The sequence below is a fragment of the Sphingobium sp. 3R8 genome, assembly GCF_020166615.1.
Classification (GTDB): domain Bacteria; phylum Pseudomonadota; class Alphaproteobacteria; order Sphingomonadales; family Sphingomonadaceae; genus Sphingobium; species Sphingobium bisphenolicum.
In genome coordinates this window covers 173311-187155 of the sequence record NZ_JAIQXR010000004.1, presented here as the reverse complement: position 1 = coordinate 187155, position 13845 = coordinate 173311, and the positions used below count along the sequence as shown (strand labels likewise).

13 protein-coding genes and 1 riboswitch are annotated in these 13845 nt (G+C 63.0%); of the genes, 2 read left to right on the top strand and 11 right to left on the bottom strand.

Annotated features, from left to right (window positions below; all coding sequences use genetic code 11):
- Positions 1-10 precede the first annotated feature (10 nt).
- The 4 genes from K9B33_RS05735 to K9B33_RS05720 all read right to left on the bottom strand — a co-directional run bounded on the left by K9B33_RS05735 (position 11) and on the right by K9B33_RS05720 (position 3390).
- The gene (locus K9B33_RS05735; RefSeq protein ID WP_224547330.1) at positions 11-1090 is read right to left on the bottom strand and encodes a GSCFA domain-containing protein; all 1080 of its coding nucleotides are present in this window, start codon (positions 1088-1090) and stop codon (positions 11-13) included.
- Positions 1083-1940 (bottom strand): hypothetical protein, encoded by an 858-nt coding sequence (locus tag K9B33_RS05730; protein WP_224547328.1) that lies wholly within the window; start codon positions 1938-1940, stop codon positions 1083-1085. The genes K9B33_RS05735 and K9B33_RS05730 overlap by 8 nt, the downstream gene beginning before the upstream one ends.
- Positions 1941-2206: 266 nt before the next feature.
- Entirely contained in the window at positions 2207-2953 is a 747-nt protein-coding gene (locus K9B33_RS05725) for a class I SAM-dependent methyltransferase (RefSeq protein WP_224547326.1), read from the bottom strand.
- Positions 2954-3057: 104 nt separating this feature from the next.
- Positions 3058-3390 carry a hypothetical protein gene (locus tag K9B33_RS05720; protein WP_224547324.1) on the bottom strand — a complete coding sequence of 111 codons (333 nt, stop codon included), beginning with the start codon at positions 3388-3390 and terminating at the stop codon, positions 3058-3060.
- Between the two features lie 249 nt (positions 3391-3639).
- Between K9B33_RS05720 and K9B33_RS05715 the strand changes: the two genes are divergently transcribed.
- A complete protein-coding gene (locus K9B33_RS05715) occupies positions 3640-4389 on the top strand; it encodes an HAD-IIB family hydrolase (RefSeq protein WP_224547322.1) in 750 nt (249 codons plus the stop codon).
- Positions 4390-4572: 183 nt separating this feature from the next.
- Here the strand turns inward: K9B33_RS05715 and pnuC are convergent, their stop codons facing one another.
- From pnuC to modA, 6 genes are all read right to left on the bottom strand, one after another.
- Positions 4573-5133, bottom strand: a complete 561-nt coding sequence (gene pnuC / locus K9B33_RS05710) for a nicotinamide riboside transporter PnuC (protein WP_224547320.1) — start codon at positions 5131-5133, stop codon at positions 4573-4575.
- Entirely contained in the window at positions 5133-6263 is a 1131-nt protein-coding gene (locus K9B33_RS05705) for a phosphotransferase enzyme family protein (protein WP_224547318.1), read from the bottom strand. Before K9B33_RS05705 ends, pnuC begins: the two co-directional genes overlap by 1 nt.
- A gap of 2 nt (positions 6264-6265) precedes the next feature.
- Entirely contained in the window at positions 6266-8560 is a 2295-nt protein-coding gene (locus K9B33_RS05700) for a TonB-dependent receptor (protein ID WP_224547316.1), read from the bottom strand.
- Positions 8561-8592: 32 nt separating this feature from the next.
- A riboswitch (TPP riboswitch) is annotated at positions 8593-8702 on the bottom strand.
- Positions 8703-8812: 110 nt separating this feature from the next.
- Positions 8813-9427, bottom strand: coding sequence for an ATP-binding cassette domain-containing protein (locus K9B33_RS05695; protein WP_224547314.1), 615 nt, complete (start codon positions 9425-9427; stop codon positions 8813-8815).
- Entirely contained in the window at positions 9417-10115 is a 699-nt protein-coding gene (gene modB / locus K9B33_RS05690; protein WP_224547424.1) for a molybdate ABC transporter permease subunit, read from the bottom strand. The genes K9B33_RS05695 and modB overlap by 11 nt, the downstream gene beginning before the upstream one ends.
- On the bottom strand, positions 10115-10885 hold the full coding sequence (gene modA, locus K9B33_RS05685) for a molybdate ABC transporter substrate-binding protein (RefSeq protein ID WP_224547312.1): 771 nt from the start codon (positions 10883-10885) through the stop codon (positions 10115-10117). Before modA ends, modB begins: the two co-directional genes overlap by 1 nt.
- 92 nt (positions 10886-10977) lie before the next feature.
- Here modA and K9B33_RS05680 point away from each other — a divergent pair, with 92 nt between their 5' ends.
- Complete coding sequence (locus K9B33_RS05680) at positions 10978-12630, top strand: molybdopterin oxidoreductase family protein (RefSeq protein WP_224547423.1); 1653 nt, start codon at positions 10978-10980, stop codon at positions 12628-12630.
- Here K9B33_RS05680 and K9B33_RS05675 read toward each other — a convergent pair.
- Positions 12627-13805, bottom strand: coding sequence for a glycosyltransferase (locus K9B33_RS05675; RefSeq protein WP_224547310.1), 1179 nt, complete (start codon positions 13803-13805; stop codon positions 12627-12629). The genes K9B33_RS05680 and K9B33_RS05675 overlap by 4 nt on opposite strands.
- Between the last annotated feature and the right edge of the window lie 40 nt (positions 13806-13845).

Genomic DNA, 13845 nt, shown 5'->3' with positions numbered 1-13845 from the left:
GCCAATATATTCATTCGGCAGCGATAAGCGTTTCTTCGTCACAGATGATGTCGTTCAAAACCGCCGACATCGGCCGTACTTTTTTGCCGGCTTTACGGGGAGAGGCCGCTTTTGCCGATCGATCAAGGAAGGTTTCTGCAAAGCAACGCATGACATGAGCGACGCCCTCCGGCTTCACTTCCCGCAAATCATCGTCAAAATATGCGCCACGGCTATAGGCGCCCGTGATAATCTCGTATGATGGGAAATATTCGCAGTCGCTCAAGGCGGCCGTCACTTCTTCAGCCGCCACCCGCAGGGCGGCTTTCGAATATGTGGTCGATACCAGAACATGGCGATGCGCGGCGGTTGCGATAAGCGGCACTGGCGATACGGTTACGACAAAGCGGACGTCGGGATTTTTGGCGCGAATGAATTCCAGCGCCAGACGAAGGTCGCTGGCAGTTTCAGACGCAGTGAAATTCACAAACTCATATCGATCGGGATCGAACGTGCCTGTGCCGCAACCGGGGCACACGGGAAACACCGCTCCATCGATCCGCGATACCCAGGCCTCGGTCAATCCGAGCGTAAATACGAAAACATTGCAATCTTCGACCATCCGCCGGACCGCTGCGAAATGTTCCTGGCGATCCGCCAGGTAACTCGCTTCGTCAGGGAATCCCTGCGGCTGAATTAGGGGGCGATAAGGGTCGTAATAGCGATCGCCCTCGATCCAGACATCTTCGGCCGGTTGAAACGACCCATATGCCCGGTGGAACAGCTGTAGAAGCTGGCGCGGCGTGTATATGTTTCCGAACCTGGCCGAAAACGTCCCGTAATTATATTTCTTCCCTAGGTCAGGCGGCACGATGGGATGCGCATTTTCGGGAATGAAATAGTTATAGCCCGCGCCGACCAAATGACGTGCGATATGTTGCGCGAAACAGCTTCCAGCCGTCGCGACCGCATCCGTCTGAGCAATCCTGAAGCTGGGCTTGCTTGCGGGATTAACATCCTTCGCTGGCGTCTGCACCAACGCCTTTCGCCAATATGCCTCTGCTGGAAGTGAGCGGAACGGACATGTGGAATGACTGTCGCGGTCAGCCATGAGCAATACCTTCCTGCTGGGCCTTTATTAGATTCGCCGCCTCATCGAGTATGGCCGTACCCCATTTGGCGTTGCCGTGGATTGCGTCTCCGGCCGAATCGAGTCCACGAAATCCGTCATCATCGATCAACGCGTTCGTGGGAGCCAGATAATGTACTCCCAAGCGTTCGCAAATGGCCTGGGTCACCCTGGATTCCAGGCGCCACATGCGCAGCCGCGAACTGTCCGGCGATATCTCGATGTCGTCTTTGGTGGCGCCCCGCCGGAGCGCCGCATTGATCGTGCGTTCGGACAGCAGGCCGCGGACCTGCTCGGCCCCGCGCAGCGGGGGCGGGGGGGCAATTTGCACGACGCCCTCCACGGACTGCCGCACGAACAGGCCCAATGCGCGTTCAAGCCCCTCCAGATGGCGCTGCATGACATCGACGAGAAGGTCATAGGGCAACAACCTGGCGGTCGGATCGACCGGCTCGCCCGGATGGAAAGGGTCGACAAAATCGAACGGTTCGGGATGGCGAAGCAGGGACAGCCGATTGGCCTCATTGCCGCTCAGTGCCGAAACCAGCCAAACTCTGGGGGTCGGCTTGCGCCGTCGATATGTCGCCAAAGCTTTATGGATGATGGGCGAGAGCATTGGCTGCCCGTCCGCCCGGAAGACGGTCGCGCCGCCCGGCAGCCCGTCGGTGCCATGTGCTAAAACGCGAAAAACGAAACTGGATGTGTCTGTCTCGAACGTTTCGTTCGCTCTTTTCAGAGCATTGGCATGGCTGGCGCCAACCAGCAGGGCGACCGTCTTACCGACTGTAGGCGCAGGTTCAGAAGGCGGAGCTTCCAGAGTATTGACGGCCACGGGTATGCTTGCCTCCCAGTTCAGTCAATGTGTTGCTATCTGTCTCAATATATTCCGCAGGGAGGCTCGTCCAGCGCTTTCGTGCTGCATTGCCGCATACCGCACAGTTCGGATTTCGCCACATCCCATTCTTCATATGATCGACGATCTCAAGGCGTCGATTGCGAACGTGGCGAAATTTTGGCCGGCGCAATCTTCGACTATTCCATTCCGTGCGATCCGCGGGGCTCGCAGGGAGGGGCATCGAATTAGCGTCGGTGCCCGTGTCAGGAGCCTGGCTTCTCCATGGCGACCAAGGTCTGCCAGAATGCGCCGTGCTGCGTATCGTCATCGCCATCCGTGAAGCGTGGAGAGGTGAAGCCGATCCTTTTCGCCCATAAGGTAATCCAGTCGCGATGGAGAAAAGTGTCCAGCAACGGGTTTTGATTGCCCCTGCGCAGGGTTTCGACACGGTTGTCGAAAACAACGCCATGCAAGGGTTCGTTGATTTCCAGGAATGAGAAGATCAACTTGCCCCCCGGCTTCAGGGCGCGGAAGCTGTCTTCCATGTAGAGAAAACATTCTTCGACCGACAGATGCGTGAAAACAGACCAGTGGTAAAGCATGTCGATTGTGCCCGATGCAGCCCGGATTGTCGGCTGGCGGTGCACATAGGCTTCATAGGTTGGGCATTTTTCCCTGAGTTCTCCAATCAGGCCATCGACGACATCCGTGCCGGTATATGTGCCGCTCCACCCGTTGCGCTGCAGCGCCTGCGCGGTTCTCCCGCATCCGCAGCCTAAATCGAAGACCGCCATGCCATCGGCGAGCCCATGGTGTTTCAGCACCCTGACATGCCCGTCGCCCTGCTCCCGGAACAATTCCATGGAGGTCGCCCCGATCGCTTCGGCAAAGGCGAGTTCACGATCGCCCTTTCTCGCCTTCAGGCGGGAATTTAAATAACGGGTATAGGCTGTTGTGGAATCATATCCTCTCTGACGTACTTTTCGTTTCAACAATCGCCATATGCCCATGTCAGAATCCACTTCAAAAAATATCCGAAGCCCGCCAACTGCTCCGTGGAGGAATCGTCCAGGCGCCGCTGGAGGCCTTGCCGGCCGGAAAAATCAGTTTGCGTTCAATTCGATCGGGCTGCTGCTGCGATAACCGATGGGTTATCTCCGGGGTGAGGGGCACTCACGCCGTTCGGGCTGAAAGCTTGGATGGAGCAGTCCTTGCCCTCGCGCGAAACCGCGCCACTAGTGGACGGAAAGCCATGCCTCTTGTCGATGCTTTCGCGCATGATGGCGATCGAGGCCCTTGAAAATGGCACGCGCCGGTGGGGCTGGGACGCCATCCGCAGAGCGGTACGGGGTTGTGCGATTTCGACCGGCGCTTCGTCAAAGTCAAAAGCCGTCAATTCTTTCACGAAAATCCCCAGACTTGCAGCATGATCGTTGCAATCGAACATGGACTAGCCATCATACCGTATCGCGTCCATATGGTTGACACTGAACCAGCATTTTCATTGGCTATGGCATCCAGGCAGCAACGATGCCGATGTTCTCGGAACGTTATATGGAAGTCAAACCAATTAGAAAGCCTTCTTCTGTCTCGATGCGAGGCCGGCGATGAAGGCGAACTTGCAGCCGCTTGCCTGCTCCAGCCTTCGATGTTAGGCGCCGGTGCATATGCGATCTGCCTCTTAGGAACCTGATACATGAAGCAACTGATAGCGTTCGATCTCGATGGGACTCTGGCGGAGAGCAAGCAACCATTGGGGGACGCGATGGCCGAAGCGCTCACCCGCCTGTTGGGCGTCGCCCATGTTGCCGTGATTTCGGGTGGGGACTGGCCACAGTTCGACAAGCAGGTGGCGAGCCGCCTGCCGGGAGAGGCCGATCGGTCTCGCCTGTGGCTGATGCCGACGACGGGTACGAAGCTCTACACCCATCAGGAGGGTGCCTGGACGCCGGTTTATGCGGAACTGTTCGACGATGAACAGAAGCGGGTGATTCTGGAGGCATTTGATGCGTCGTTGGAAGCAACCGGCTTTGTGCCCGAACAGACATGGGGTGAACGGATCGAGGATCGCGGCAGCCAGATTACCTTCTCCGCTTTGGGTCAGCAGGCGCCGATCCACGCAAAGGAAACATGGGACCCGGATTTCGCAAAGCGTAAGGTGATCCAGGCAGACCTGCACACGCGCCTGCCGGGCCTGTCGATCAATATGGGCGGCGCGACATCGATCGACATCACGCGGGAGGGCGTGGACAAGGCCTACGGCCTTAAGAAACTGCGCGACGCGAGCGGCATTGCGCTCGACGCCATGATGTTCATCGGCGACGCGATCTTTCCGGGCGGCAACGACTATCCGGCCAAGGAACTGGGCCTCGACACAGTGCGTGTGCGCGATCCGCAGGAAACATTGTCGGTGATCGACGCGATCGTGGCCTGCCAGAAGGCGTAAGGCGCGGCGTTCATCTCTTTCGTGAGCGCCTGTTGGCTACCTCCTGCAGCGACTTATGCTGTGTCGGATCTGCCCGTGGCGCCGCCGAAATTTGACATCGCCGGCGGCGGCACGTGTGGACCATTGTGCTGCCGGCCGCGGATGTCTCTTCCGCAAGCCCGTTGAGAGCAGCCCTACAGATTCCTACGATCGTTCTGTCGCTTTCGCCCAACGTCTGTAGCCTATGGCGGCCAACAGGATCATCGCTGCATAAAGACCGGCCGTCAGTCGCAAATCCTTGAAAGCGAACATGCCGACATAGACGATGTCCACTGCGATCCAGAGCAGCCAGCTCGCGGCATGGCGGCGCGCGGTCCAATATTGGGCGACTAGGCTGAAACTGCTGAGCGCCGCATCCATCCAGGGCAGCGCCGCATCGGTGAAGCGATGCATGAACCAGCCGATGGCGATGGCGCCGATCGCGCCGGCAGCCAGATTAGCGGCGGTCCGCGTGGGCGGGAGAGGCATCACTACCACCTCTCCGGCATCGTCCCGGCCCCGCGCCCAGCGCAGCCAGCCATAGAGGATCGCGACGCCGAACAGCGATTGCAACAGCATGTCGGCATAGAGGCGGACGTCGAGGAAAATCTTGAAATAGAGGGCGCAGGCCAGCAGATTGACCGGCCAGCACAACATGCGTCGTTTCGCCGTGAGCCATATGCCGATGAAGCTGACGGCGACGGCGACGATCTCCAGTATCGACATCAGGCCATCGCCTCTCGCGCGAACCGACGCGAAAAATCCTGCCCTGGTGCGGACAGGAACCAGTCGGCATGGCCGACCAGATAATCCTGCCAGGCGACGGCTGCCTGATCGGGATCGCCGACGATACCGGCGAAATAGTCGATTTCCGACAGGGCGAATTCCAGATGGACCAGCGGCAGGAGATGCACGAGCGCGTCCACATCGGCGCGGTCGAGCGGCACTATCGTCCCATAGCCGGCCAGGATCGCCAGAGCTGCGTCGACATCCCCCAGCGCGTCGTCCTGCCCCATGTCCAGCCACCGGAACGCGGTGCGCTCGATCGCGATGGCGAGATCGTGGAGCGCGCAGGTGCGGGTCGCCAAGCCGAAGTCGAAGATGGTGTCGACCTTGCCCTCGGCTGACCAGAGGAGATTGGACGGATGCCAGTCTCCATGAGTCCAGAGCGGCGCCTGCCCAGCCAGCCGCTCGGCAAGTCCTTCGCCCAGCGCTGCGAACAGGCGCGCCAATGTCTGCCTCCAGGGCTTGGCCGCCAGATAGCGCGCAAGCGCCGGACGGGCCGCGACATAGGCGTTAGCGGCCGCTAGAGGATCGCGGGCGGGTAGGATGGTGAAGCTGGCGATCAGCGGATGGTCGCCGCGCGCGGGCGACGCGAAATCCTGCGCGGCGCGGTGCAGCCGTCCCAGCGCCGCACCGGCTTCACAGGCATGGCCCGGCGTCAGGAAGGGCGTCCAGGACAGCCGGTCGCGGTACAGGTCGATGCCCGGCGCATCGCGGTGCAGTTCATAGGTCCAAGCACCCAGCGCGATGGCGCCCGTCCCGTCCGCCGCCGTCATGACATCGGGCACCGACAGGCCCGCCGCCCGCAGATGCGCCATGAACCCATGTTCCTCCGCCAGCGCGGCGGGCGTGCGCAGCCGTTGATGATGGCGCTTGAGGAAATAGGCGCCCCGATCGGTGTCGATCAGCGTCGCCGCCGAAAAGGGACGCGGCGAATGCCAGTTAAGGTCGATCAGCCGCCCCGCACCGGGAAAGCGATCCAGCACGATTTCCGCCTCGGCCCGCGTGATGGCCGGCCATGTCGGCGCTTCGAGCGCCGTTCCCATGCCATGCACGCGATGGCCGCCACTCATGGTCAGAAGGCCCGCGACAGCGTCGCCACGAACGCGCGTCCGCTGCCGATATAATAGCTGGGGGCGGAACCCGCGATCAGCGTGCCGTTGCGGCCGATCGTATCGCGCGCATTGCTGCTGATCGCATACACGCCGGACAGGACGCGCGGGTTGGTGACGTTGATCGCGTTCAGCCGAAGGTCCATGGCGTTCGCGTCGATCAGCCCGGCCAGATGCACGCCGATCGCCAGGTCCAGCGTGGCATAGCCCTTGATGCTCTCGTCATTCATGAACGTCGCATATTGGCGGCCGACATATTTGAGCGCGGTGCTGCCGAACAGGCGGCCGTCGTCATAGGTGCTGCCGACCGCAAACTGAACGCGCGGGCTGCTGACGGCGCGCTTGCCCTTGGTCGGCAACAGGTCGCCACCCACCAGCAGGTCGTCGTTCAGCCGCGTGTGCAGATATTCGCCCGACGCATAGAGGCTGAAGCCCTTGGCCGGGCGATAGTCGATCTCGCCATCGAGGCCATAGCCGGTCTGGCTGCCGCCATTGATGGTCGAATTGACCAGCGCCCCGCCGCTATTGACCACCGTCGCGACTTGCCGGTTGCGGAACCGATAGTGGAAGGCGGTCAGCGAAAGCGACAGGTTGGGGCCGATATAGCGATAGCCCAGTTCCTGCGAGACGCTATATTCATTCTTGAGCGCGCCGGTGCCCTGGCTGACCAGTTCGCCACCATAATAGCTGTTGTAGAGCGCGAACTCATTGGGCGTGCGGAAGTTGGTGGTGACGTTGGCGAACAATTGCTGCCGATCGTCCAGCCGATAATGGACCGCCGCGCGGGGCAAGGCGGCGAAGCTGTCGACATGCACTTTGGACTGCGGCCCCGGCAGATAGTTGCGGCCGTTGCGCAACAGGCTGACGCCCTTGAAGCCCAGATCGACGGTCAGGCGCGGCGTGACCGCGATGCTGTCCGCCAGGAAGAAGCCCTTGGTCACGGTGACCGTGCGCTGATTTTCATAGGCGAGCAGCCGCCCATCGGCGGTGCGGATCGCCTTGTCCTGATAGCCCCAGACATCGACCGGCCGCCCGTTCGCATCGATCGACGTATAGCTTTGGGTCACGCGGTCGGTGCCATAATCGAACCACAGCCCTGCGGTGATGCTGTGAACGCCCGCCTGCAAGGTCAGCTTGCTCACATCGCCGACGCGCCGCTGCTTGCCGGTCCAGTTGCCCAGCACGGTCGCCACGCCGTCCACGGCGCCCGGCAGCGCGATCGGCTGCGTCAGTTCCTCCGTGCCCAGATAATTGCCGGTGGTGGCGAGCTGCGTGCCGTAAGGCGAGTTGCCGTGACCCATTTGCAGATAAGCGCTGCTGTCGAAGGTCAGCCCGTCGCTCAGTTGCAGATGCACCGGCGCGGCGAAATAGAGGTTGCGGAACGGGGCGCGATAAAGCCGCCAATAGCTGGTGTCGCCATCGCTGTAGCGCTTCGTGAAGTTGAAGCCACGCCCATTGGCCTTCCAGTCCGCCATGGTGGGGCTGGGATAGGTGGAGGTGATCGCGTCATTATAGGAGACGGCCAGGCTGGCGCGATTGCCCGCCCCCCATTCGTGCAGCAGCTTCGCGTCGATATGCTGGCGCTTGTCAAAGCCCGCCCCGCGCCAGTTATCCGCGCGGTTATTGGAATAGGAGACGAACGCCTTGAGGCCGCTCTGCCCGATCTCCCCCGTGTCGAACCGCAGGAAGGCGCGCCGCTGATTGTAGGAACCGACCGACAGATTGACCAGCCCGCCCATCTGCGGCGTGGGATCGGCCAGCGTCAGCGACAGCGTGCCGCCCGCCGCCGCCACGACCGGCGCATCGATGTCCGCCGCGCCCTGCGCCAGCGCGATCTGCCGCACATTTTCAGCATCGGCAAATTGGGAGGGATAGGCGTAATAATAGCCGATATCATTTTGCGGCGCGCCTTCCAGCAGCACGCCGATCTGGTCCTGCCCGAGACCGCGCAGCGTCAGGCTGGACGTCGCGGACAGGCCATAGGGGTCGCTGGACGACACATTCGCGCCGGGCAGCAGATTGACCAGTTGAAAGGCGTTGAGCGTCGGCGCCTGCTTGCTGATGAAGGCTTCGGCGATCGAACTGACCGCCTTGGGCGCGCTCTGATCGGGCAGCAGGCCTTGCGGATCGGGATAGCCGGTGACCTCTATGGTCGCGCGATCCGGTTCGTCGGCTTCCGCCGCCCATGCCGCAGGAGCGGAAAAGAGGAGCGCGGTCGCCAGCGCCGCACGGCCAACATGGATCATATCAATCGTCATCGTCACACGTCCACTCCACTGGAGGGACGTGCGGCGTGCCGCATTGCCCTCCCTACGCCGGTATCAGCCGGATCAGGTTCAGCGGGTCGTGGTCTGCTGACCACCTCTCAGCCGCGCATGAGCGGCCCCCCGGGGATGCGCCCCTCTAATATGCGGAAGGCGACGTGGAAAGGCCTATCGGTCGACAACGGCTTGGTTATGGCGAAACAGGCAGGATGCGGCTGTCGCAGGAGAGTAGGAACAGGCCTAATGCTATTCGCGCATGGTCACGACCAGCGCGGAAAGCCGCTCGGCTTCGCCGATATCGTGCGTGACGTAGAGGATCGGGATCGGGCTGCGTCCACGGATCTGGTCGATCGCGTCCAGAATATCCGCCTTGCGGTCACGATCGAGCGACGACAGGGGTTCGTCCAGCAACAAAAAGCGCGGACCGGATAGCAAGGCCCGCCCGATGGCTACGCGCTGCGCCTCACCGCCGGACAGGCTGTGCGGCCATCGGTCGAGCAGATGTCCGATGCCCAGGAAGGCGAGCACATCGTCCATGTTCATCGTGGTGGCAGCACGCCGGCCATATGCCAGGTTGGCGCGCACGCGCATATGGGGGAACAGGCGACGATCCTGAAAGACGTATCCGGCCTGCCGTTGCGCGGCGGGGATGTCGATCCCGGCGTCGCTGTCAAACAAGGTCTGTCCGGCTACGGCGATGCGGCCCCGGTCGGGCGAGGCGATCCCGGCGACCATATCGAGGACGCTGGTCTTGCCAACGCCGGATGGGCCGACCAGCGCTACCAGCGGAGATTCCGTGCTGCAGGATAAGGCGATCGATCGCCCTCCGACCGTCCGTTTGACGTCGATGTCAAATGACATGACGTCCTCCCCGCGCGATCCGCCGCACCAATATTTCCGATAGCATCAACGCGCCGAGCGACAGCAGGATCGATATTATGGCGAAGCGGGTGACGATCGGCTCCCCGTTCGGCATCTGCATGGCGGCGTAAATGGCGATGGGCAGGGTGCGGGTTTCTCCCGGCACGTCGGACACGAAGGTGATCGTTGCCCCGAATTCGCCCAGCGACCGGGCGAAGCCCAGCACGACCGCGGCCAGCACGCCGGGCAGCGCCAGCGGCAGGGAAATGGTGAGGAAAATCCGCATCCGCGAGGCGCCCAGGGTCGCAGCCGCACACTCCAGCCGCCCGTCGATCGCCTCGATCGACAGGCGGATAGCCCGCACCATTAACGGCACCGCCATGATGGCGGCAGCGAGCGCTGCGCCGGTCCAGCGGAACAACAACGTGACGCCCAGCACTTGGGATAACCAACTCCCGATCAGTCCGTTCATGCCGAACAGCAACAGGAGCAGCCATCCGGTTACCACGGGCGGCAGCACCAGCGGCAGATGGACCAACGCGTCGACCAGCAATTTTCCCGGGAAATGCCAGCGCGACAATATCCAGGCGAGGAAGAAGCAGATCGGCAGGCTCAAGGCGACGGCGACCAGGCTGACCTTGAGCGACAGGGCCAGGACGATCCATTCGTCAGGCGACAGGGGGGCGATCAAGGCGCGGTGAAGCCGTAGCGCGTCAGCACGGCGCGCCCCTTGGGCGAAAGCAGGAAGCGGCGGAACCCGTCGGCATCAGCGTGCCGGCTGTTCTTGAGCCGGGCAACGGGATAGCGGATAGGCGGGTGGCTGGCGGGCGGGAAGATCCCCACGATCCGCACCTTGCGCGACGCGCGCGCGTCGGTCGCATAGACGATGCCGAGCCGCGCTTCGCCGCGCTCTACCAGGGCCAGCGCGGCGCGGACATTTTCCGAACGCACGACTTTGGGCGCTACCGCCGCCCAGACACCAAGCGTCGTCAACGCGGCCTTGCCATATTTGCCGGCTGGCACGCTGTCCGGGTCGGCCATGGCGAGCCGCGACGAACCCAGCGTCTTGGCGATCGGCATGTCCCGACCTATCGTCAGCCGTACCGGCTGACGGAGGGGGGAGACCAGGACCAGCCGATTGCCGGCGATGTCCGCCCGCGTGCCGGCCTGGACCGAGCCTGCCTTCTCGACGACGTCCATCCAATCCTCGTCGGCGGAAACGAACAGGTCGGCTGGCGCCCCGGCCCGAATCTGACGCGCCAGTGCGGATGAACCGGCGAAGGAGAGGATCGGCTGCGGATGCCCCTGTCGCGCCCATTCGACCGCCGCAACCGCGAGCACATCCTGCAAGCTGGCGGCGGCCAGCACCAGCGGGCCGCGTTCATTCGCGCCGCCGGCCGGGTTGGACAGCGCCAGAATGAGCATAGCGGCGAAGGATCGAAGGAGGGCGCGCATCATGCGGCCTTTTTGCGCCGCATCGTCGGGCAACTCAACCGCGAACGCGCTTTGCGATCTTTTTCCCGACATCTCGATCGGTTACATGCGCGATGATGACGGCAATTAAGACGCTATGCGGCCGATGCGCCATGGGGTGTGGCGTGCGGGCCATGGCTGCCCTGAGCGACGACGATGCGCGGGGCGTCTTCATCGAGGGCGACCGCATTCACCCGACCAATATGGGCTGGCTCTGTCCGGCAGGCGAGGCGCTTGCCGCTGACACGGGACTGGATGGCCGGCTATTGCATCCGTTGCTGGCCGGCAAGCGCGTCGGCCGGGACCGCGCGATCGCCCATGCCGCGCGTCGCCTGTCCGACATCATCGCCCAGCATGGTCCCGCAAGTGTTGCACTCCATGTCGCAGGCGACCTGCCGACCGAGGATTATTTCGCGGCCAACAAGCTGATGAAGGGTTTCATCGGTTCGGCGCATATCGATGTCCCGTGGCATAACATCGCTACGCGTGCGCAGATTGCGGCCTTCGGTGAAGATGTTATGCCCGCGAGCGGCGAGGATGTCGATGGCGCGGAGCTGATCCTCGCAATCGGTGCGGGCGTGCTGCGGCGCCATCCGGTGCTGGCGCACCGGGTCGCCATGGCGCGGGAGGAGAGGGGCACGCAACTCGTGATCGTCGATCCCGATCCCGGCGCGCGGCTTCTGCCTGCGGACCTTCATCTGGCGCCGGCGTCCGGCAGCGTCGCCACATTGCTGGGCGGACTGTTGTTGCACTTGCACGACGCAGACTTGCTGGATCGGTCGTTCGTCGCGAAAAATGTAGCGGTGCCGGACGGCTATTGGGAGGCGCTGCGGCCGGGGCACGACCTATGGTCGGTGGCGGGCATGACCGGCCTGCCGATCGCGGCGATACGGGAGTTTCAGGAGTTGTCCGCGCGCGCGCCGCGCATGGTGACAATGTTCGATCCCGACGTTGGGGACGGGGATGCGCGCGCGGCGGAGGCGATCCTGGCCCTGCACCTCGTCACCGGCAGGATCGGTCAGCCTGGTGCGGCGCCTTTCGCGCTGCCCGGGGCGCCCAACGCCATGGGCGCGCGCGAAGTCGGATGCATTGCAACGGCCTTGGCCGCGCATCGGGATTTTTCGGCAGATGCGCTGGCTTCCGTCAGTCGTTTCTGGTCGACGGACAGAGTGGTCGTGACGCCCGGCCTGTCTGGAGATGCGTTGCGCGAGGCGATCGGCGATGGCCTTATCAAGGTGCTGCTGATGCTCGGGGATGCGCCCGCCGCCTTGCTGGATGCCTTTCCCGACAATCGTCCTTTCACACTCTTTGCCGGCGACCGGCTCGATCCCGCGATGGCGGATCGTATCGATCTGGCGATACCGATGCCTGGACTGCTGGAGCGCGACGGCACGATCACCGGCGCAGATCGGCTGATCAGCCGACAGCGGTCAGTTTTTGGTCTGCCGGGTGAAGCGCGACCGGGTTGGTGGATCGTGACGCAGATTGCGCGCGCCATGGGATGGCACGACGCCTTTCATTACGAGCGAGCGGCGGACATCTATCGCGAACATGCCCGGCTATCGGTCTATCAAGGCGCGGGGCGGCTGCTCAACCTGCGTCGTCACGCGCCATTGTCAAACCCGGCCTATCAGGAGTTGACGCCCTGGCGTTGGGGGGAAGTGCCCTTCGACGGCGGCCATTTCCCGACATCGGATGGCAGAGCCCGGCTGCTGCGCTTCTGGGACTAGGTTTCCGCTTTTCCCGCGATCGCCTGAAGATGGGCCAGCAAAGTGTCGCCATTGGCGGTCCAGGTGAAGCGCAGCGCTGCCTCCCGCACATCTTTCGCCGCAGGCGGGGCATCCAGTATCGCTCTGATCGCCTCGGCGATCGCTTCTGGTTCGCGCGCGACGATCCGACCGGCTTCAGACCGATCCAGCAACTCGCGTGCGCCGCCGACGTCGGTGATGACGATCGGCGTGCCGCAGGCGAGCGATTCCACCCAGGCGTTGGCCAGCCCTTCGGATTCGGACGGCAGCACCATCACGTCGGCCGCCGTATAGATACGGGGCAGTTTGTGATGCGGCACCGATCCCAGGAAGCCGATGCGCCTTTCCACGCCCAGTTCCTGCGCCAGATTTTCCAGCGTGCGCCGGAAGGCGCCCTGGCCTGCCAGCAACAGCGTCACATCCGGCAGCATGGGGAGCGCGCGCACCAGAAGATCCTGCCCCTTGCGCGGGATGAGCGCGCCGACGCACAGCAGGACCGGGCCGCTGAAATCCAGCGCGGCCTTGGCGGCATCGCGGTCGCCCATCTCGAATGTGTCGAGATCGACGCCCGTATAATGGACACGGATTTTGTCCGCATCGATCCCCATCCGCGCCATCGACCGGCGCATCGCGTCCGATACGGCGAGCAGGCCCGCCGCGCCGTCTGCCGCTTGCAGCACCATCTTGCGCGTGCCGCTTTGCGTGCCCCAATAATGGATGTCCGCACCGCGCGCCTTGACCGAGTAGGGAATGCCCAGCGCTTTCGACAGGCGCTGGGCCACCGGGCCATCGGGAAAGAAGAAGCTGGCGTCGATCACGTCGAACGGCTTTTCGGCGTGCAATCGTTTGACCAGGGGCAGGATGGCGCGGGTCATGGCGCCGACATTGGTGCGGCCGCCGAATTTGGGGATGATGGGGAAGGTCGGCCGATAGACCGTCAGTTCACGCCAGCGTTCCTTGCGCGGCAGCGCGCGCAGGGGGGCATAGCGCGCCGCCAGCGACAATGGCCACGGCGGCAGGCCGACGGGCGCGACCACGGTGACGTCCGCTTCGGGCCGACTTGCCAGTTCGCGCGCCTGCCGTTCCACGAATACGCCGAAATTGGGTCGGCTGATGTCGGGAAAGAGGGTCGATAGCATAAGGACGTTGAGCGCCATGGCCTCTCTTTCGCAGCATAGTGTTTAGCGGATGGTTAAG